Genomic DNA, 19,665 nt, shown 5'->3' with positions numbered 1-19,665 from the left:
TCAGAAATTAATGCCGGCAGCTTTCAAGATATTCTTTACAATAAACAAAGGGATATCCCCGGGATGGTTTGGTACGGTTAAAGTCTTAGCACTCGCATCACTTTGATATTGGTTGTGAGAGCCTTTGGTTCGTACCACACGCCAACCATGCTTTTTTAAAATGCGGTCGATTTCGATGTATCGCATCTATGAACCTACCTTTAAGCAGATTATACACACAATGCGCGTAGTTTTCAAGAGGAATGATTGGACAGGGTCAACAACTTCACCATCTGCACGCCGTCCACCAGCATGATTCCTTCGGTCTCCGCATGTGCCCGCAGCCGCACGCTAAATCCGTAGAATAAAAGATAGTATAGTGACGTATCCCCGGCTAGCAATCTGCTAAAAGAGCAGGCCCTCCGTCGGGGGCCTGCTCTTTTGTCCTATCGGGGAAATGATATGGAAGGGGCTGCGTTATGCTTTTCCCGCACTGCCCAGCATGTCGATCTTTTGCATGACGTATGCCTGCACTTTTTCCATGCCCTGCACGGCATATTTTTTCGGATCGAAGGCATCCGGGTGTTCCCGCATATAGGCTTTGATGCCGCGGGTGAAGGCGATACGCAGATCGGTAGCATAGTTCACTTTGCATATGCCGCGCCGGATGCAGTCCCGCACCTGCTCGTCCGGCACGCCGGACGTGCCGTGCATGACAAGCGGCACGTCCACCGCGGCGTGGATTCTGCTCAGGCAGTCCACGTTGACGCAGGGCGTTCCCTTGTAAACGCCGTGCGATGTGCCGATGCCGACGGCGAGGGAATCGACCTGTGTGCGTTCCACGAATTCGGCGGCCTGTGCCGGATCCGTGTAGGGGCTGTCGTCTTCGTTTTCGAGGTCGTCCTCTTTCCCGCCGACTTTGCCGAGTTCGCCTTCTACGGGGACGTTTCCCGGGCGGCAGGCGTCCGTGACGGATTTGGTCAGCGCGATATTTTCCTCATAGGGGAGTTTGGAGCCGTCGATCATGACGGATGTATAGCCGACGCGGTAGGCGCGCATCGCCATAGAGAAACTGTCCCCGTGATCCAAATGCATGACGACGGGGATGGGCGTGCGTTCGGCCGCCGTCCGCACGTTGGCCAGATAGTAGTCCAGCCCCGCGAACCGGATCGTGCCCGGCGTGGTCTGCATGATGACGGGTGCGCACTTCTCCTCTGCCGCGGCAAGCACGGCCATGACCATCTCCATATTCTCCACGTTGAACGCGCCGACGCCGTAGCCGCCTTTCTGCGCCTCCAGCAGGAGTTCCTTGCTTGATACGAGTGCCATTATCGAACCCTCCTCACTTGAATGTCTTTTTTGTATTCTTCTGCCCGCGACAGCGTTCCCAGCGCGTTGCTCTCCGCGACGTTGGCGCCGACGGCCGCCATGGTCTTCAGCGCGTCCTCGACATGGTCGGGCCGGTCCAGCCAGACGCTCATGAATGCGGCGAGCGCCGCGTCTCCCGCACAGGCCGAGCTGAGGAGATTGACGGGGCGCGCCGGAGCGAAATAGACCGCGGTGCCGTCCGAGAAGTACGCGCCGCGCTCGCCCAGCGTGAGCAGGATGTTCTGCGCGCCCTCCCGGTGCAGCTGCGCAAGGGCACAGAGCATATCTTCTTCCGTTTTCGCCGCGATGCCGAAAATCTTTTCCAGCTCCTCGTCGTTGGGTTTGATCAGCAGCGGCCGATAGCGGAGAAGGTTTCGCAGCTTTGGGGAACTGATGTCGAGGATGATCCGGACGTCCCGCGCGCGGCAGATATCCAAGATTTCATCATAGTAATCGGGGCTGATGCCCTGCGGCAGGCTCCCGCTGACGGACAGATGCGTCATGTCCTGCAGTTCTTCGATATGCGCGAGCATCTCAAGCTGTTTTTCCCGGGGGACGAGCGCGCCGTCGTTGACCAGCTTGTACTCCGTCGTACCGTCGTTCAGAAAGATATTGATGCGCGTGATGTCGTCGACCCAGACGGGGACGACGTCGAATCCTTTCTTTCTCGATTCGTCGACGATGTAGTGCCCGGAGAACCCGCCGAAGAATCCCATAATCCGCGACGGCACGCCGAAGTGCCGGAGGACGAAACTGACGTTGAGTCCCTTGCCGTTCGGCGTGTAGACCGCGTCGAAGGTTCGGTTCACTCTGCGCGGTACAAGGCCGTTCGTAGAGATGTTCATGTCAATGGCAGGATTCGTTGTCAGCGTATGGATCATAATCGTGCTCCTTCCGTTGTTCGAGCACCTTTGCGTCTGCTCATTCCTGCGTCGGCGCCTTTCTCGTGATGCCGTAGATAACGGCGCCGACGAGCGAGCCGGTCAGAATGCAGAGCACCCACGTGACCGGCTGATCCACGAGCGCGAGGATGAGGAAGCCGCCGTGCGGCGCGGGCACCTGCACCTTCATCATATAGGTGAGCACGGCCGATATGGACGAGCCGAGCATGAGCACGGGCAGGACGGTGAGCGGGGATTTTGCCGCAAAGGGAATCGCGCCCTCCGTGATGTGCGTGCAGCCCAAAATGTAATTGACGAGACCGGCGGCGCGTTCATTCTTCGTGAATTTGCTGCGGAAGATGGTCGTGGCGAGAGCGACGAGGAGTGGCGGCGTAATGCATGCTGCGGAGACGCCCGCCATGAAGTAGTAGTTGCCCTGACCGAGCAGCAGGGTCCCCGTGACGTACGCGGCCTTGTTCACGGGGCCGCCCATGTCGAACGCGGACATGCAGCCGATGACGATGCCGAGGATGACGGGGTTCGAGTTCTGCAGGTTGGAGAGGAAATCCATCATCGCGGCGTTGACGGCGGCGATGGGATCGGCCGTAAGGCACATGACAGTGCCGATGACCGCAACGCTGACGAGGGGGACGAGGAAGATGGATTTCAGCCCTTCAAATTCCTTCGGCAGACCGGAGAGGGCGCGCACAAGGTATTTGCACAGATAGCCGGCGAGGAAGCCACCCAGAATGCCGCCGATGAATCCGGAGCCTGTGCCGGCCGCGATCACGCCTGCGACAAAACCGGCGACGAGGCCCGGGCGGTTGGCGATCGACTCCGCGATGTAGGCCGCGAGCACGGGTACCATGAGGCCCATGGCGTAACCGCCGACCTGCTTCAGCAGCGCGGCGGTGGGGTTGTACTGATCGGAGTTCGGATCGAAGGAGTAGATGCCCCAGAGGAAGGAAACGGCGATCAGCACGCCGCCTGCGACGACGAACGGGATCATGTGGGAGACGCCGTTCATCAGATGCTTGTAGATCTCGTGCGCCGCGCCGGATTTCCCCTCCAGTTGGAACATCTCGTCAACGGAATCGCCGGTTGCTGCGCCGCCGTATACGGGGACTTTCCCGGACAGTGCGTCCTCCACCAGCTGCGCGGCGTGCTGGATGCCGTGTCCGACGGAGACTTCGAGCACGGGTTTTCCGCGGAACCGGTCCATCTCCACTTTTTTATCGCTGGCGACGATGATGCAGTCCGCTGCGGCGATCTCCGCGGGCGTCAGCGCGTTCTCGACGCCGATGGCGCCGTTCGTCTCAACCTTGATTTCAGCGCCCGCTGTTTCGGCTGCGCGCCGGAGGGCTTCGGCGGCCATGAATGTATGCGCGATCCCGGTCGGACAGCCGGTAACGGCCAATAATTTCTTCATCTGTTTCCTCCACCTTTCTGTATATTCCGCTGAATTCGGATATATATTATGGTAAAAGAAAAACTGATGAAAATCTTTTCGCTTTCGGCAAATGGATTTTCATCAGCAGGTGTCAGCTTGTGGGCGGTGTTTTCTCTTCGTTTTGCTGTACGAGGTAGTCGATGATCATGCGCGCCATGATGCTGAGCGCGACGCGGCTGGTGACTTCGTATTCCCGAATGGATACGTGCTTGTGCTTGAAGCCGATCAGACATTTTGACGAATAGGCGAGCAGGGGACTGTCGTCCGCGCAGCAGCAGGTGATGACGTCCGCGCCGAGGGAATACGCGTTGCGTGCCGATGCGACGAGTTCCTCGGTCCGGCCCTTGAGGGAGAAAATGATGACGAGCGACGACGGGGGCAGATGATTTGTAATGCTCGTCATGATGTTCGGATCGTCGGTTTCCATCACGTTGTAGTCCAGCAGCTGCAGCTTTAGGCTGAACTCTTTGGCCACGTAGGAGGTCAGCCCGCGCGCGAGCACGTAGACGCGCGCGTCCTTTGCCTGCTCGATCCGATGGACGATCTCCAGCAGGTTCTGCAGGGAGATGCGTTCGAGCAGCACCTCCGCCTCGATCAGCGACTTGTTCATGATCTCGCTGATGCTGACGATATCCTTGTCCGTGTCCGGGCGCATCAGCTTGCAGCGCAGTTCGTTGAATCCGTTGATCCCGCATTTGCGGATGGCGCGGGATACGGTGGACGGGGAGCTGAAGGTCTCAAGGGCGATGTCGACGATTGACATTTTGGAGAGCGCCGCTTCCTGTCGGTTGATGTATTTGACAATGAGCTTTTCGGTCTGCGTCAGTCGGCCCGCGATATCTTCGTTCATCTCTATGATCATCGTTGTCTGCCTCCCGTGGAGGGGTTATTTCCTGTGCCGCGGCTTTCTGCGCCGTGCGGGCGGGGCCGCAGCTGTGCCGTCTGCCGCGGCTTCCGGTTCTTTTCGAAAACCGAGCCATATGAATGCGGCGAGGGCGGCGACGCCGAAGGCGAGGGCGGTGGTCTGCGCGCTCGTAAAGAGGCCGAGGTATTTTTCGGTATAGTCCCCGCGGAAGTATTCGAGGAAGAAGCGCACGGCGCTGTAAAGCATGACGTAGAGGGCGAAGCACTGGCCGCGCGCATGTCCGTGCGCGCGGAAGACGAGCAGGAGGGCGAAGATGACGATGTCGAGCTGTCCCTCCCAAACCTCCGCCGGCCAGAGCGGCTGCGCACCGTAGGTGTGATGGGCGAGGGTACTCTCGGGGTAGAGGATGCCGAAGCCGCCGCCCGTCGGCGCGCCGAACGCATCGCCGTTGAGGAGATTCGCACAGCGTCCGAGCGCCTGTCCGAAGACGATGGCGGGGGCGAGCATGTCCATGAAATGCAGGGTATCGAGTCTGTGCCGGCGGCAGTAAAGAATGCCGACGACGACGCCGAGGAAGACGCCGCCCTGGATCGCCATGCCGCCCTGCCAGACGTTCAGCAGCTCGGTGAGGTGGTGCCGGTAGTAGTCCCAGTCAAAGAAAAATACGTCCCACAGCCGCGCGCCGAGCAGGCCCGCGATGCCGCAGTAGATGCCGATGTCCGTAACGTGCTTTTCGTAGCCTCTGCCGTCCGATTTTGCAAGGAAGTAGGCGATGCCCGTCGCGAGCAGAATGGAGAGCGAGATGACGACCCCGTAGGCACGGATGGGGAAGTCGCCGATGTAGAAAAGGTATTGATGCAAGGGACGCCGCCTCTCTACTCTGCCGCAAAGAGCGGCAGCTCGGCGAGAAAGATGATGTCCTCTCGCCGCACCGCGTCCCCCTCAGCGAGGACCGCAGCCTGCCCGATGACATGACCGCCCGCCTTCGCGGCGAGATTCCTGAGCGCGGTCATGGAGCCGCCCGTGCTGATGACGTCGTCGAGGAGGAGTACGCGGCGCCCTTTGATGCGCTCGATGTCGGTATTCATGAGATAGAGACGCTGTTTCCCCATCGTAGTGATGGATTCGTCTTCCACCCAAATGGGATCTTCCATATATGCCTTGACAGATTTGCGCGCCGTGATGTAGTACGGCATGCCGATCTGCCGGGCAAGTTCCGCGGCGAGCGGGATGCCTTTGGTCTCGGCGGTCATGATGATTTCGGTATCCGCCGGGATTTTTTTGGCGAGTTCATGCGCGCATTTCTCACAGAGTTCGACGTCACCCAGCATGACGAATCCCGCGATGGCGAGCGTATCGTTGAGGTTGATAATGGGCAGGGTGCGCGCACACCCCGCGACGGTCAGCTCGTAGAATCGTTTTGCCATTTCCCTTAGAATCCTTTCTCGGTGAGTACGAGTTCCAATGCGTTCAACGCGTCGTTTACGTTCTCCTCTGTGATGACGAGCGGCGGCTGGAATGCCATGACGTTGCGCCCGACCCCGTTCTTGCCGACGATAAATCCGCGGTTCTTGAGTTCTTCGAGGACGATATCGAGTTCCGCGGCGGCGGGGGATTTATCTTTGTCCGCGTGTACAAATTCGGCGCCGACCATGAGGCCGAGGCCGCGCACATCGCCGATAATGGGATGGCGGCGCTGCAGCTCCTTCAGTCCCTTCCGGAGTTGTTTCCCCCGTGCCGCGGCGTTCCCCATGAGGCCGTGCTCCTCGATATAGCGGATGACGCCGAGGCCTGCCGCAGTGGAGACGGGGTTGCCGCCGAGGGTCGAAGCGCCGGGCTTCGTGTAAGTATCGGCAATTTTTTCCGACGCGATGAACGCGCTGATGGGCGCGCCGTTGCCGAGCGCCTTTGCCATCGTCATGATGTCGGGGGTCACGCCGAAATGCTCGATGGCGAACATCCTGCCCGTGCGCGCAAAGCCCGTCTGCACCTCGTCGGCGATGAAGAGCGCGCCGTAGTGTTCAAGGATTTCCTTCACGCGTTTGAAGTACCCTTTCGGCGGGACGATGATGCCAGCGTTGCCTTGGATGCTCTCGGCGATGAACGCGGCGGGGTGTCCCGACGTTACATTTTTTATCGTATCCTCAAGGGCGTTTGCACAGTCGAGTCCGCAGGCCGTTTCGGATTTTCTGTTCGGACAGCGGTAGCAGTACGGATTCGGCACGAAGTAGATGCCGCCGACGGGGTTCGGGTCGGTGCGCCACATGGAGATGCCCGTGAGGCTCATGGCGAGTTTCGTCCGCCCGTGCAGGCCGCCGCGCAGGGCGATGAACTCGCTGCTGCCTGTGTAAATCTGGGCGAGGAGCGCCGCGCCCTCGTTCGCCTCGGTGCCCGTGGAGCAGAAGAAACTCTTCCGGAGGTTGCCCGGGGTGATGCGCGCAAGCTGCTCGCCGAGATTCACGAAGTTCTCCGTGAGGTAGATGTTGCAGACGTGCTGGAGGGTATTGAGCTGCTCCGTCACGGCGGCGTTGATCTCCGGATTGCAGTGGCCGCAGTTGATGACGGAGACCCCCGCGAAACAGTCGAGGTACCGCCGCCCCTCGCTGTCGTAGAGGTACTGCATCCGGCCGCGGACGAACTGCCGCGGTTCACTGTAAAAATGCCCGAGGCAGGGCATGATGTATTTTTTCTTCTTTTCGAGGATGGCGGCGGGGCCGATGTATTCTTTTGCACTGCGGGAGGTATTTCCCATATCGTTCCTTTTCTAGTTCAAATGGAGTTCCGGCTTTGACGGAAGCGATAGGTGCCGATGCCGAGCGGACGCGGGGAAAGCTCTTTGAGCCGATGAAAGTCTGCTTCCTCATATCCGTTTGCGCCTGCGGCGAGGCGGTCGAGCGCGGCGCGGTAGATGCGGACGATTTCGCCCGTCGCCGCGGGGCCATAATCCTGCGCTTCGATGCGGTAGGAGCCGAGCCCCGCGAATTTCTCGAGGTAGGGATAGAGGCAGAGGTCCTTGGCGAAGTAAATGTGATTGCGTCCGTATTGGTCGATGCGGATGGAATGCACGCCGCCCGTTTCGTTGCGCAGCGCGTAGTGAACGTCCATCAGTTCGGGGGCGGAGAGCTCGCTGTAGTTCGGCAGCGACATCGCGGGGAAATTGTGGTCGCAGATCATGGACTCGACCGCGCCGTGGACGACGGCCTCGATGGGGAGCACGGCGTTCTCGACGATCTCGCGCAGCTGGGAAAAGGAGAGCTCGTAGGAGGACGCCGCCATCACGAGGCCGTTTTCCTTGAGGAATGTCACGGCGAGATGGTTGAAGATGTTGAACGAGTGATCCGCTTGGATGGGGAGATCGGTACGCGCCTTTGCGAGTTTCAGCGTGCCGAGATTGCCGACCATGATGCCGTCGACGGGGATATCGCCGAGCGCGGCGAAGAACTGTTCGAGCTCGCCGCATTCGCGCCGCATGGTGGTGCGCGACGTATGCACAACGATGCGCGCGGCGCCTGCGGCGTAGTCCGCGATTGCCGCGTAGTTGACGAGTTTCCACGGTCGGTTGGGGCGCAGGGCCTCGCCGCCGACGTAGACGGTATCGGCGCCCGCGTCGATCGCCGCGCGCGCCGCCGCGGGCGTGCCGACGCGGACGCTGAGACGGCGCTCCGGCGGATGCTGCACGGCGATGGGGCGCTCTGCGCGGAGCACCTCGTCGTCGAACCCCGCCTCTTCGACCGCCTTGCTGAAAAAACGCGGCTCGCGTTCGCCCGTCATGCCGATATCAACGGCCGTCGGCTGACCGAATGCGAACGTCGTCGTGTAGTCGCGCACGCGGTTATCGTAGAGCGTGCGCCAGCCCTCCTCGTCGGTCGCGTAGCCGTTCGGATCGGCAATGTACGCGTCGATGGCGCGGCGATAGGTCGAGACGAGGCGCGCGATGAACTCAGGCGAGCGCATCCGCCCCTCGATTTTGAACGAATAGACGCCCGCCTGTATGAGCGCGGGGATGGAGCGATACATGCACATATCCTTGAGGGCGAGTTTGTAGGGCCCCGGGCTGTTCTCGTCGAGGACGGCGCCCGTCTCTTCGTCGATGAGCGCGAACGGCCAGCGACAGATCTTCATGCAGCGCCCGCGGTTGCCGCTCTGCCCGAAGAGGACGCCCGAGTGGATGCATTGTCCACTCTCTGAGATGCACATGTCGCCGTGCATGAAATACTCGACCTCGATGCCCGTCCGTTCGCGGAAGAGCGCGAGCTCGGATAGCGTCATCTCGCGGCCGACGACGATACGGGTGATGCCGTATTCTTTGAGTTTTTCAATCGCGTGCTCGTTGTGCGTATTCATCATGACGGACGTGTGCAGGGGGACGGTGACGCCCATTTCGCGGACGAGCTCTAGCACCGCAAAATCCTGCACGAGGATTGCGTCGGGGCGGATCTCGTCGAGATAGGCGAGATAGTCGCGCAGGGCGGGCAGTTCCTCGTTGCTGATGAGGTTGTTGAGCGTGACGTAGAGCTCGACGTTGCGCACGTGCGCATACTCCACCGCCGCCTTCAGACGCGCGTCGTCAAAGTTGAAATCTCCCTCGTGCAGCCGCATATTGAAATGTTTGCCGCCGAGGTAGACGGCATCCGCCCCCGCTTCGATCCCCGCGGTCATGGCATCCCATGTGCCGGCGGGCGCAAGCAGCTCGACGGATTTACGGTGTAGCAGCATCGTGCAAAAAACTCCTTCTGGGCGGAACGGCGCGTCCTCGCTACGCGCACGGTCTCCTAAGTCGACTATGATTATAACAGGAAACGCCGTTTCTTTCAAACGGAAGGGGAGAGAAAATAAGAGTGAACATAACAAGGAAGTTTTTTTGCCTTTTTCCTTGTCAAAGAAATTCTTTTCAGGTATATTATGCATAGATTTTATTGCTGTTGCCGCGTGTTATAAATTTGATTTAGAATGAACGGTTTCAGCATAATTTTTTATCCGTTGTTTATTGTTTGTGATTATTTGTTTTTCCTATGTATTTATTCTATATCTTAATATAAGGAGGATCTGTGTATGGGAGAGTATGGGAGTCTCGGTGTGTTCCTCTTGGCGGCGCTGGCATTTCCGGTGATGGCGCTGGGGCCGGCGTTCCTCTTGCAGCCGCGCCGTCCGTCGCCGCAGAAGTACATTCCCTATGAATGCGGCGTCGATCCGGTGGGGTCGCCGTATGTGCAGTTCCGCGCGGGATATTTCCTCTATGCGCTGCTGTTCATCGTGTTTGATATCGAGACGGTATTCCTTTATCCGTGGGCGGTCGAGTTCCGGATGCTCGGGGCGTTTGCGCTCGCGGAGATGTTCGTGTTCGTCGGCATTCTCGCGCTCGGACTCGGCTACGCATGGCGAAAGGGGGATCTCACATGGAAATAGCGGAGCGCGTGCCGGAAAGTCTGCGGCACAACGTATTCGTGGTGAAAATTGATCAACTCTTTCGCTGGGCGCACGCGAGCTCCATCTGGCCGCTGTCCTCGGGGCTTGCCTGCTGTGCGATCGAGATGATGAGCACGGCAACGGCGCGGTTCGACCTCGCGCGGTTCGGCTACGAGGTGTTCCGTCCCTGCCCGCGGCAGGCGGATCTCCTCATCGTGGCGGGAACGCTGACGTGGAAGATGGCAGAGCCGATCGTACGTCTCTATGAGCAGATGCCCGAGCCGAAGTACGTCATCGCGATGGGCGCCTGCACGATTGCGGGCGGCCCCTTCGCCGACTCGTATTCCGTCGTCCCGGGCATCGACGACATCCTGCCCGTGGACGTTTACATCCCGGGTTGCCCGCCGCGTCCCGAGGCGCTGATGGACGGAATGCTGAAGCTGCGGGAAAAGATCCTGCACCCTGAGCGCGTCGCGGCAGAGCGCGCAGCATGGGCGGCGAAGGAGAAAGCGGCGGTGACGGCATGAGAAAAGAATATGCACCCGTCGAAACGCTTGCGGCAATCAAGGAGAAATTTCCGGCGGCGGAGTACGACGCGGAAGCGGCGCGTCCCGCCGTCTATATCGGCGCGGATGAACTCATATCGTTTTTGACCTATTTGCGTGGCAATGCGGCGCTCGCTTTTACGCGCCTTGAAAATCTGACGGCGGTCGATTGGAAGGATCGCTTCGAGACGGTCTATCATCTCTTTGCGCCCGCATCGGGGCATTGGCTGACGGTGAAGGTCACGCTCCCGCACGATGCGCCGCGCGTGCCGTCCGCGACGGCGGTGTTCCCGGGCGCGGAGTTCGAAGAGCGCGAGGTCTATGATCTCATGGGCATTGCCTTCACGGGGCATCCCGACCTGCGGCGCGTGTTCCTGCCCGAGAATTTCGCGGGACATCCGCTGCGCAAGGATTTCAAGGCCCCTCCGCCGCCCGAGATTCCGCGCATTCGAAAGGAGGCGCCGTGATGCCGAGAACGGAGACCTATACGCTCAACATGGGCCCGCAGCATCCCTCGACGCACGGCGTCCTGCAGGTGCAGCTCGAGCTAGACGGCGAGAGCATCCTAAAGGCGACGCCCGTCATGGGCTATCTCCACCGCGGGATTGAAAAACTGCTTGAGAACAGGACGTACATCCAAGGGCTGCCCTATACGGATCGGCTCGACTATGTGTCCTCGATGAACAATAATTTCGGCTATGCGCTCGCAGTTGAAGAGCTGGCGGGCATCGAGACGACGCGGCGCGCGGAGTACATCCGCGTCATTATGGCGGAGCTGAACCGCATCAACAGTCATCTCATCTTCATCGGGACGCTCGCGAACGATCTCGGCGCGTCGACGGGGATGCTCTACTGTTTCCGCGACCGCGAGAAGATTCTCGACATCTTTAACCTCGTCTGCGGCGCGCGTCAGACGTTTCATTACATCCGCATCGGCGGTGTGAAGGAAGATTTAACTCCTGAGGCGGAGACGATGATTCGCGCGTTCCTCGACGAAGTGCCGATGTTCCTCGACGAGTACAATAAACTCCTCACGGGCAACGAAATCTTTGTCCGCCGCATCGTGGGCACGTCCCCGATGACGACGGAGGAAGCCCTGCGTTACAACATGACGGGGCCGAACCTGCGCGCGACGGGGCTGCCGTTCGACCTGCGCAAGGTCGACGGCTACAGCGTCTACGACGAGTTCGAGTTTGACGTTCCCGTCGGCGTCCACGGCGACAATTGGGATCGCTACCAAGTGAAGCTCGGGGAGATCGCGCAGAGTGCGCGCATCATTCGACAGGCGATTGAGGGACTCCCCGCGGGCGACTTCATGGGCAAGGTGCCGAAAGTCGTGAAACCGCCCAAGGGCGAGGTCTTTAGCCGCACGGAGGGGACGCGCGGGGAGCTCGGTTTCTACATCGTCAGCGACGGCATGCCGAAGCCCTACCGCATCCACATCCGCCGCCCCTCGTTCGTCAATATGCAGGGGCTCGACGCGATGTGCCGCGGGATGCTCATCGGCGACTCGGTCGCCGCGTATTCGTCCATCGACCCCATCATGGGCGAAGTGGACTGCTGAGAAAGGAGGGGAATGATGGAACTTTCTCTGCTTGCCGCTTTGGCAGCGTGGATGCGATCGCTCATCTATACGGTCGTGCCCGTGCCGTTCGTCGTGGATTTCGTCATGACGGTCGTCGGCGTTGCGGCGCTCCTCGGCATCATCTCGATGGCGGCGATTGTCTTTACCTATGCCGAGCGTAAAATCTGCGCGTTCATTCAGGTGCGTCTCGGCCCCAACAGGGTCGGCGGTCGCTTTGGTCTCCTCCAGCCGATCGCGGACATGCTCAAACTCATGAGCAAGGAGGATATCATGCCCGCAGGTGCGGACAAGGTCGTGTGGGCGCTCTCGCCCGCGCTGCTCTTCGTACCTGCGGCGCTTGTCTATGCCTTTTTCCCGTTCGATGCGGGCGCGGTGCTCGTCGACGTGAACGTCGGGGTGTTCCTCCTCTTCGCTGTGTCGGGACAGGCGGTACTGCCGTTCCTCATGGGCGGCTATGCGTCCAACAATAAATATTCGTTCATCGGCGGGATGCGCATCGTGGGGCAGATGCTCAGCTACGAAGCGCCGCTGCTCTTTTCGCTGCTCGGCGTCGTCATGCTGACGGGATCGCTGAGGCTCGACGACATCGTGCAGATGCAGGCGCACAACGCGTGGTTCATCTTCGTGCAGCCGCTCGCGTTTGTCATCTTCCTCATCGCGGCGGTCGCGGAGACGAACCGCACGCCGTTTGACCTCGTGGAGGGCGAGTCGGAGATCATCGCGGGCCCGTTTACAGAGTATTCGGGGATGCGCTGGGCGCTGTTCTTCCTCGCCGAGTATGCGAATTTGCTGACGGCGGCGATTCTCGCGACGACGTTCTTCCTCGGCGGCTACAGCGGCCCCTCCTTCCTGCCGGGCTTCGTGTGGTTCGGACTCAAGGCGCTCGTCATGGTGTTCCTCATCATGTGGTTCCGCTGGACGTTCCCGCGCACGCGCGTGGATCAGATTCTCACCTTCGGATGGAAGGTACTTGTGCCGCTCTCGATGATCAACGTCTTTTTGACGGGCGTCGCGATGTATGTCTTTGGGATGGTCTAAGGAGGTGCCGACATGTTTGGAAAAGGTCTGCTGACCGGAATGAGCGTCACATGGAAGCATCTCTGGGGGAAAAAGGAGACGTTCTGCTACCCCGAAGAGAAGCTGCCGATGACGGAGAATTTTCGCGGGGGCAACCTCGCGATGGACTGGCGCGTCTGCATCGGCTGTTCCATGTGCGCGAACGCGTGCCCGAACAAGGCGCTCGATCTGACGATCGTGCAGGACGCGAAGAAAAAGCGTCACATGCAATACTATATTCATAAATCCGGGCGCTGTCTCTACTGCAATCTGTGCGTGGAGGTCTGCCCCGTCAAGACGCTCGTGTGGGATAAGGACTACGCGATCTCGACGTGGAGCAAGGAGACGATGACCCACGACGCAATGACGGATGCGGATCGCGCCGATCTCGCGGAGTTCCTCGCACGCGTCGAGGTCGAGGCGGCGGAGGAAAAGGCGAAGAAGGAAGCCGAAGCGGCGGCAAAGGCTGCGGCAAAAGCCAAAGCGGAGGCGGAAGCAAAGGCCGCGGAGGCTGCCGCAAAGACGGCGGAACAGGACGCATCCGCAGAGGAAAAATCTGCGGCACGGGCGAATGCAAGTGCGGCGGCAGGTACGCCTGCGTCGGCGGAAAAACCATCCGCACCGCAGTCCGATACCCCCGCGCAGGAAGGAGGGACGCCATGAGTTTCATCTTCTACGTGCTGGCGGCGATCACCGTGATCGGTGCGCTCGGCGTCGTGCTTTCGCCGAACGTCGTGCACAGCGCGCTCTTCCTCGTCGTGTCCTTCATCGGCGTGGCGTCGATTTACTTTTACATCGGCGCGGAATTCCTCGGCGCGGTGCAGCTCATGGTATATAGCGGGGCGGTTGCCGTGCTGATTGTCATGGCGATCATGCTGACGCGGCGGGACTCCATGGCGCACTCGAACCCCTCGCAGAAACTCTTTCGGCGCATCGTTACCGCACTGCTCGCGGGCGCGTTCTTCGTCCTCATGGGGTTCGGCATCGTGCTCGCGCCCATGCCGGACGGGATGCTCGGCGCCGCGACGGGCGCGCAGGAGATCGGGGCGTTGATGCTCGGCGCGTACGTCCTGCCCTTTGAAATTGCGGCGGTGCTCCTCCTCGTGGCGATGGTGGGCGCGCTGCTGCTCGCGAGAGGGGGCGATGCGGCATGATCGGACTGCCCGAACTGCTCTTTGTATCGGCGCTGCTCTTTTGCATCGGTCTCTACGGTCTGCTCACGCGGCGCGGGCTCATCCCCATTCTCATGTGCGTGGAACTCATGCTGAACGCGGTGAATATCAACCTCGTGGCATTTGACCGCTTCTATGCGCACAATGTGGAGGGGCAGCTGATGGCGCTCTTTTCCATCGCGGTCGCGGCGTCCGAGATCGCCGTCGGGCTTGCGCTCGCGTTCCGTCTGTATCAAATCCGGTTCACGACCAATGTCGACGAACTGGACACGCTGAGAGATTAGGGGAGGGAAGGATATGTTTACATTCGTACTGACCCACGCCTATCTCATCCCGCTCTTCCCGGCGCTCGCATTCCTCATCATCGCGCCCTTTACGCGCGAGAAAAAATATCTCTCCGCGGCGATTGCGATCGCGATGATGGCGGCGGCGTTCGTGTTCTCCGTCTGTATCGCGTTTGCGGTCGTGGACTATCAAATCACGATGTCCGACCCCTATGTGATGAAAACGCTGTGGGCAAAGGTCGGCGGCGTCGCGCTTGAGATGGGCGTGCTCATCGATCCCTTGACGGCGATGATGCTCGTTATCGTGACGCTCGTTTCCCTCCTCGTCTACATCTACTCCGCCGGCTATATGGAACACGACGCAGGCATGGGGCGGTTCTTCGCCTTCATGTCGCTGTTCTCGGCGGCGATGCTCGGACTCGTGGTCGCGCTCAACTTCCTCCAGCTCTATGTGTTCTGGGAGGGCGTCGGGCTTTGCTCGTACCTGCTCATCGGTTTTTACTATCAAAAAGTGGCGGCGCGCGAGGCGGCGAAAAAGGCGTTCATCACAACGCGCATCGGCGACTTCGGAATGCTGCTCGGCATTCTGCTCGTGCAGATCACATTCGGCACGATGGATTTCGTCGAGCTGCGCATGATGGTGCCGCCCTATGCGATTGCGGCGGGGACGGGGATGCTGACGCTCATCGGCTTCCTGCTCTTCATGGGCGCGATCGGAAAGTCGGGGCAGTTCCCGCTCCATGTGTGGCTGCTCGACGCGATGGAAGGTCCCACGCCGACCTCGGCGCTCATCCATGCCGCGACGATGGTTGCGGCGGGCGTGTTCCTCGTGGCGCGCGCATTCTTCATCTTCAGCACGTCGCCCGTGGTGATGGACTTCATCGCGGGACTTGGCGCGTTCACGGCGCTCTTCGCCGCGGTCATCGCCGTGACGCAGCGGCGGTTCAAGGCGGTGCTCGCCTATTCGACCATCAGTCAGCTCGGCTACATGATGATGGCGGTCGGCGTCGGCGCGTTCTCCGCCTCGATGTTCCACCTTATGACGCACGCCTTCTTCAAGGCGATGCTCTTTCTCTGCGCGGGTGCGGTCATGCACGCGCTGCACGACGAGACGGACATCACGAAGATGGGCGGACTTTACAAAAAAATGCCGCTGACCTTCGCGGCAATGGTGATCGGCGTGCTCGCCATCGCGGGCATCCCGCCGCTCTCGGGATTCTTCTCCAAGGACGAAATCCTCGCGGCGGTCATGCACGCGAGCACGCCGCTCTATGTCATGGCGACCGCAACGTCCTTCCTCACGGCGTTCTATATGGCGCGCCTGCTCATCCTCGCGTTCCTCGGAGAGAATCGCAGCGAACACGAGGCGCACGAGGTGGACGCACGGATGTGGGTGCCGATGGCGGCGCTCGCCCTGCTCACGATCGGGAGCGGGCTGTGGGGCTATTTTAGCGGATTTTCCCTGTGGGTTCACGCGGGCGTACCGCATCACGAGGCGATCGACTGGACGGTGGCGGGGACGAGCACCGTGCTCGCGCTCCTCGCCTTTGCCGCGGCGTATCAGGTTTACGGGCGGCACAGCTTCCGCGCCTCGATGGAGCGGAAACGGTTCGGATTCGCCTATCGCGTCGTCTACAATAAATTTTACATTGACGAACTCTATGCGCATATCCGCACGCGCTTTGTCTATGGGACGGCGGTCGTTCTGCGCTGGGTCGACGAGAAGATCTTCGACGGCACGATGTACGGACTCGGCGGCTATGCGCTCGCGACGAGCGACCTCCTCACGGAGTCCGCGAACGGACAGGCGCAGAGGTACGTCGTTGTCTTTTACACGGGTGTGCTGATCCTCCTGTGCTATGCCCTCTATTGGGCGGTGCAGGTGCTTGCATATTGGGGAGGAGGTGCCGGTCGATGAAGGCGGTTCCCGTTCTTTCGATTATCCTATGGCTGCCGCTCGCGGCGGCGTGCATCATCGCGCTCCTGCCGGGCGGGCTGCACAATACGATCCGGCGGCTCTCGGCGGCAGCGATGACACTCACGCTGCTGCTCATCCTCCACGTCTATGCGAACTATGACATCGCAGACGGAGGAATGCAGTTCACGGAGTACGTTCCGTGGATCACCGACCTCGGCGTCGCCTACGCGCTCGGCGTGGACGGCATCTCGCTGCCCATGCTGCTCCTCGCGGGCGTCGTGGGGCTGGCGGCGGTCTTTAGCTCGTGGCACGTTGAAAAACGCGTCAAGGAGTATTTCGTCCTCCTCCTCATCGTCATCGGGGGCGTCACGGGGGCGTTCCTCGTGCGCGATATGTTCCTCTTCCTCGTGCTCTGCGAGATGGTCGTCGTGCCCGCGTATCTGATGGTGCTCATCTGGGGATCGTCGGAGCGTGTCTCGAAGGAACACGCGGCGATGAAGATGACGGTGTTCCTCCTCGTCGGCTCGGCGTTCATGCTGCTCGGCGTGCTCCTCCTCTATGTGAGCGCGTACGAGACGGGGATACGCACGTTCGACTTCGAGGCGCTCGCGATGGCGGCGACGGCGGGGCTCATCCCGTGGGAGGTACAGGTTACGGCGTTCCTCCTGCTGCTCATCGGCTTCGGCTCGCATCTCTCGATGTTCCCGTTTCACATTTGGTCGCCCGACGGCTACGCGGGCGCACCGACGGCGATCTCCATGATCAACGCGGGCGTGCTGAAAAAAATCGGCGGCTACGCGCTCATCCGCATCGGCATCTTTATCCTGCCGCTCGGCGCAAAATTCTGGGCGCCCGTCATTGCCGTGCTCGCGATGATCAACGTCATCTACGCGTCGTACATCGCGCTCGCGCAGCGCGACATCAAGTACATGATCGCGTATTCGTCCGTCTCCCATATGGGCTATGTCCTGCTCGGCTTTGCGGCGCTGAACGCCGTGAGCGTCAGCGGAGCGGTCGCGTACATGGTCGCGCACGGCATCATGCTCGCGCTCTTCTTCTCGCAGATCGGCTACATCTACGACAAGACGGATCTCCGCAGCATCGGCGATCTCTGGGGACTCGCGCATCACCGCCCGCACATCACGGTCGGATTCATGCTCGCGGGGCTCTGCTCGCTCGGACTGCCGGGACTGATCGGGTTCATCCCCGAGTTCACGATCTTCGTCGGCGTGATGGAGGTCTACCCCGTCATCGCCGTCATCTCCGTGAGCGGCATCGTCTTTACCGCGTTCTACGTCCTGCGTATGCTCGCGCGCGTCCTCTTCGGACCGCGCACGGAGCGGTTCACCGCCATCCCGGACACGCAGAAAATCGACCTCGCGCCGCTCTTTGTGCTCGGCATTTTCCTCGTCGGCTTCGGCATGTTCCCGGGGCTCTTGATGAACGTTGTGGACAGCGGCGTTGCGCCTCTCGTGCCGCTCTTTGAGCTGCTGAACGATGCGCCGACGATACTCGGAGGGGGGATGTGATGATGGCGGACATGAATTTTGCAGCGGTCTCCGTTGAGATCAGCATTGCCGCGCTCATGGCGGCGGTGCTCCTCCTCGATTTGATCCTCAAAAAAGACGCGCCGCGCCGCGTCCTCGGCGGCGTGACCGCCGTCGGACTGCTCGTCATTCTCGCGGGGGCGGTGCATAGCTACCCGCCCGACGGCGGCGCGATCGCGTTCTATGCCGGACATTACATCGCGGACGGCTATTCCATTTTCTTCAAGATACTATTCATCACAGGGATGCTCTGCACGGTGCTCTTTTCGGAGGACTATGCTGAGAAGATGCTCCCGCACCGCGGCGAATACTATCTGCTGATGCTCGCGGCGCTCCTCGGCATGTGCGCGCTCGCCTCGGCGAACGATCTCATGACCGCATTCGTCGGGCTGGAGCTCATGACCGTCTCCTTCTACGCGCTCGTCGCCCTGCGGACGGATACGCCGACCTCGGCGGAGGCGGGGATGAAATACCTCGTCTTTGGCGCGGGCTCGACGGCGGTACTGCTCTACGGCATGAGCCTTGTCTACGGCATGACGGGGACGATGGTCTTTCAGGGCATCGCACAGGGCTATGGGATGCTCTTTCCGCTCGGACTCATCGGCGTCGTGCTGATGCTCGCGGGATTCTTCTTCAAGCTCTCGATCATCCCGTTCCACATGTGGGCGCCGGACGTCTATGAGGGCGCGCCCGCACCCGTTACGGGACTGCTCGCCATGTGCTCGAAGGCGGCGGGCATCGCCGTCCTCCTGCGCGTGCTCTTCGTCGCGTTCCCCGTGCTCGCGGCGTATTGGGCGCATCTCATCGCCGTCCTTGCGGCGGTCTCCATGGTCGGCGGCAACCTCATGGCGTTCCGCCAGACGAACGTCAAGCGGATGCTCGCGTATTCGTCCATTGCGCAGGCGGGCTATATGATGAGCGCAATGGTCGCCACGAATGCGGCGGGCATCAAGGCTGCGCTCTTCTATGCGATGGTCTACGTCTTTGCAAACGTCGCCGCGTTCGTCACCGTGACCTATCTCGAAATGAAGCGGGGCGGGGCGGATTTTGACACCGTGCGCGGGCTCGCAAAGGAGTCCCTGCTGCCCGCGGGGCTTCTCATGGTCGCCCTGCTCACGATGGCGGGACTGCCGCCAACGGCGGGATTCGTCGGGAAGATCTACATCTTCTCCGCCGTTATCGACGCGGGCTACCTCTGGCTCGCGGGCGTCGGCTTCGTCATGTCCATGGCGTCCGTCTACTACTACCTCCTCGTCATCAAGGAGATGTACCGCGACGTCGAAGCGGGGGAGAAAGAGATTCCCGGCAAACTTACACTCTCCCTGCCCGCGTCCGCCGTCGGCGTCCTCGCCGTCCTCTGCACCCTCGTCGTCGGCATATGGGCGGAGCCTCTGTCGATCTTCAGCAATATCGCGGTCTATACCTTTATGCGGTAAAACTTCATACAAAAATAGGGCGTGCCGCATAGGCGTTTTCTGAACGCAAGCGCGGCGCGCCTTATTTTTATTTCTCGATGCAGAGATATTTTTACCGTGTCGGAGCCTACGAGAATAATTTGCAAAATATTTTCTCGTTCGAGTAAAAAATTCTTATTTTTGTGATAGAACTA

Annotated in this window: 20 protein-coding genes; 11 read left to right on the top strand and 9 right to left on the bottom strand. The window is 60.5% G+C overall.

The window, feature by feature from the left end; genetic code table 11:
* The 9 genes from HMPREF9161_RS09700 to HMPREF9161_RS03095 form a co-directional block, all read right to left on the bottom strand.
* The gene (locus tag HMPREF9161_RS09700; RefSeq protein WP_071599611.1) at nt 1–186 is read right to left on the bottom strand and encodes a type II toxin-antitoxin system HicA family toxin; all 186 of its coding nucleotides are present in this window, start codon (nt 184–186) and stop codon (nt 1–3) included.
* Nucleotides 187–456: 270 nt separating this feature from the next.
* Nucleotides 457–1,308 carry a class II fructose-bisphosphate aldolase gene (locus HMPREF9161_RS03130; protein WP_009728228.1) on the bottom strand — a complete coding sequence of 284 codons (852 nt, stop codon included), beginning with the start codon at nt 1,306–1,308 and terminating at the stop codon, nt 457–459.
* Nucleotides 1,308–2,228 (bottom strand): 1-phosphofructokinase family hexose kinase, encoded by a 921-nt coding sequence (locus HMPREF9161_RS03125; RefSeq protein WP_009728227.1) that lies wholly within the window; start codon nt 2,226–2,228, stop codon nt 1,308–1,310. The genes HMPREF9161_RS03130 and HMPREF9161_RS03125 overlap by 1 nt, the downstream gene beginning before the upstream one ends.
* A gap of 40 nt (nt 2,229–2,268) precedes the next feature.
* Entirely contained in the window at nt 2,269–3,657 is a 1,389-nt protein-coding gene (locus HMPREF9161_RS03120; protein ID WP_009728226.1) for a PTS fructose transporter subunit IIC, read from the bottom strand.
* 112 nt (nt 3,658–3,769) lie between these two features.
* A complete protein-coding gene (locus HMPREF9161_RS03115; protein ID WP_009728225.1) occupies nt 3,770–4,540 on the bottom strand; it encodes a MurR/RpiR family transcriptional regulator in 771 nt (256 codons plus the stop codon).
* A 24-nt stretch (nt 4,541–4,564) separates the two neighbouring features.
* On the bottom strand, nt 4,565–5,404 hold the full coding sequence (gene lgt / locus HMPREF9161_RS03110; RefSeq protein ID WP_009728224.1) for a prolipoprotein diacylglyceryl transferase: 840 nt from the start codon (nt 5,402–5,404) through the stop codon (nt 4,565–4,567).
* Nucleotides 5,405–5,418: 14 nt separating this feature from the next.
* A complete protein-coding gene (locus HMPREF9161_RS03105; protein WP_009728223.1) occupies nt 5,419–5,970 on the bottom strand; it encodes a phosphoribosyltransferase family protein in 552 nt (183 codons plus the stop codon).
* Between the two features lie 5 nt (nt 5,971–5,975).
* Complete coding sequence (locus HMPREF9161_RS03100) at nt 5,976–7,295, bottom strand: aspartate aminotransferase family protein (RefSeq protein WP_009728222.1); 1,320 nt, start codon at nt 7,293–7,295, stop codon at nt 5,976–5,978.
* A 17-nt stretch (nt 7,296–7,312) separates the two neighbouring features.
* Nucleotides 7,313–9,259 carry a peptidase U32 family protein gene (locus HMPREF9161_RS03095; RefSeq protein ID WP_009728221.1) on the bottom strand — a complete coding sequence of 649 codons (1,947 nt, stop codon included), beginning with the start codon at nt 9,257–9,259 and terminating at the stop codon, nt 7,313–7,315.
* Between the two features lie 336 nt (nt 9,260–9,595).
* On the opposite strand from HMPREF9161_RS03095, the gene HMPREF9161_RS03090 reads away from it, so the two are divergent.
* Genes HMPREF9161_RS03090 through HMPREF9161_RS03040 form a run of 11 tightly spaced genes read left to right on the top strand, consistent with a single transcriptional unit; the run spans nt 9,596 to nt 19,492 of the window.
* Nucleotides 9,596–9,949 (top strand): NADH-quinone oxidoreductase subunit A, encoded by a 354-nt coding sequence (locus tag HMPREF9161_RS03090; protein WP_009728220.1) that lies wholly within the window; start codon nt 9,596–9,598, stop codon nt 9,947–9,949.
* Nucleotides 9,940–10,476: an NADH-quinone oxidoreductase subunit B gene (locus tag HMPREF9161_RS03085; RefSeq protein ID WP_009438716.1), complete on the top strand. Its 537-nt coding sequence runs from the start codon at nt 9,940–9,942 to the stop codon at nt 10,474–10,476. The genes HMPREF9161_RS03090 and HMPREF9161_RS03085 overlap by 10 nt, the downstream gene beginning before the upstream one ends.
* Nucleotides 10,473–10,961, top strand: coding sequence for an NADH-quinone oxidoreductase subunit C (locus HMPREF9161_RS03080; RefSeq protein ID WP_009728219.1), 489 nt, complete (start codon nt 10,473–10,475; stop codon nt 10,959–10,961). Before HMPREF9161_RS03085 ends, HMPREF9161_RS03080 begins: the two co-directional genes overlap by 4 nt.
* Nucleotides 10,961–12,058 carry an NADH-quinone oxidoreductase subunit D gene (locus tag HMPREF9161_RS03075; protein ID WP_009728218.1) on the top strand — a complete coding sequence of 366 codons (1,098 nt, stop codon included), beginning with the start codon at nt 10,961–10,963 and terminating at the stop codon, nt 12,056–12,058. The genes HMPREF9161_RS03080 and HMPREF9161_RS03075 overlap by 1 nt, the downstream gene beginning before the upstream one ends.
* A gap of 12 nt (nt 12,059–12,070) precedes the next feature.
* Nucleotides 12,071–13,117 carry an NADH-quinone oxidoreductase subunit NuoH gene (gene nuoH, locus HMPREF9161_RS03070; RefSeq protein WP_037348559.1) on the top strand — a complete coding sequence of 349 codons (1,047 nt, stop codon included), beginning with the start codon at nt 12,071–12,073 and terminating at the stop codon, nt 13,115–13,117.
* Nucleotides 13,118–13,129: 12 nt separating this feature from the next.
* Complete coding sequence (locus HMPREF9161_RS03065; RefSeq protein ID WP_009728216.1) at nt 13,130–13,798, top strand: 4Fe-4S dicluster domain-containing protein; 669 nt, start codon at nt 13,130–13,132, stop codon at nt 13,796–13,798.
* A complete protein-coding gene (locus HMPREF9161_RS03060; RefSeq protein WP_009728215.1) occupies nt 13,795–14,289 on the top strand; it encodes an NADH-quinone oxidoreductase subunit J in 495 nt (164 codons plus the stop codon). The genes HMPREF9161_RS03065 and HMPREF9161_RS03060 overlap by 4 nt, the downstream gene beginning before the upstream one ends.
* Nucleotides 14,286–14,591: an NADH-quinone oxidoreductase subunit NuoK gene (nuoK, locus tag HMPREF9161_RS03055; protein WP_009728214.1), complete on the top strand. Its 306-nt coding sequence runs from the start codon at nt 14,286–14,288 to the stop codon at nt 14,589–14,591. Before HMPREF9161_RS03060 ends, nuoK begins: the two co-directional genes overlap by 4 nt.
* 13 nt (nt 14,592–14,604) lie before the next feature.
* Entirely contained in the window at nt 14,605–16,509 is a 1,905-nt protein-coding gene (gene nuoL, locus HMPREF9161_RS03050; protein ID WP_009728213.1) for an NADH-quinone oxidoreductase subunit L, read from the top strand.
* Nucleotides 16,506–18,038: a NuoM family protein gene (locus HMPREF9161_RS03045; protein WP_009728212.1), complete on the top strand. Its 1,533-nt coding sequence runs from the start codon at nt 16,506–16,508 to the stop codon at nt 18,036–18,038. Before nuoL ends, HMPREF9161_RS03045 begins: the two co-directional genes overlap by 4 nt.
* Nucleotides 18,038–19,492, top strand: a complete 1,455-nt coding sequence (locus tag HMPREF9161_RS03040; RefSeq protein ID WP_009728211.1) for an NADH-quinone oxidoreductase subunit N — start codon at nt 18,038–18,040, stop codon at nt 19,490–19,492. The genes HMPREF9161_RS03045 and HMPREF9161_RS03040 overlap by 1 nt, the downstream gene beginning before the upstream one ends.
* Nucleotides 19,493–19,665 lie beyond the last annotated feature (173 nt).

The sequence above is a fragment of the Selenomonas sp. F0473 genome, assembly GCF_000315545.1.
GTDB lineage: Bacteria > Bacillota > Negativicutes > Selenomonadales > Selenomonadaceae > Centipeda.
This window is presented reverse-complemented; position numbering and strand designations above follow the sequence as displayed.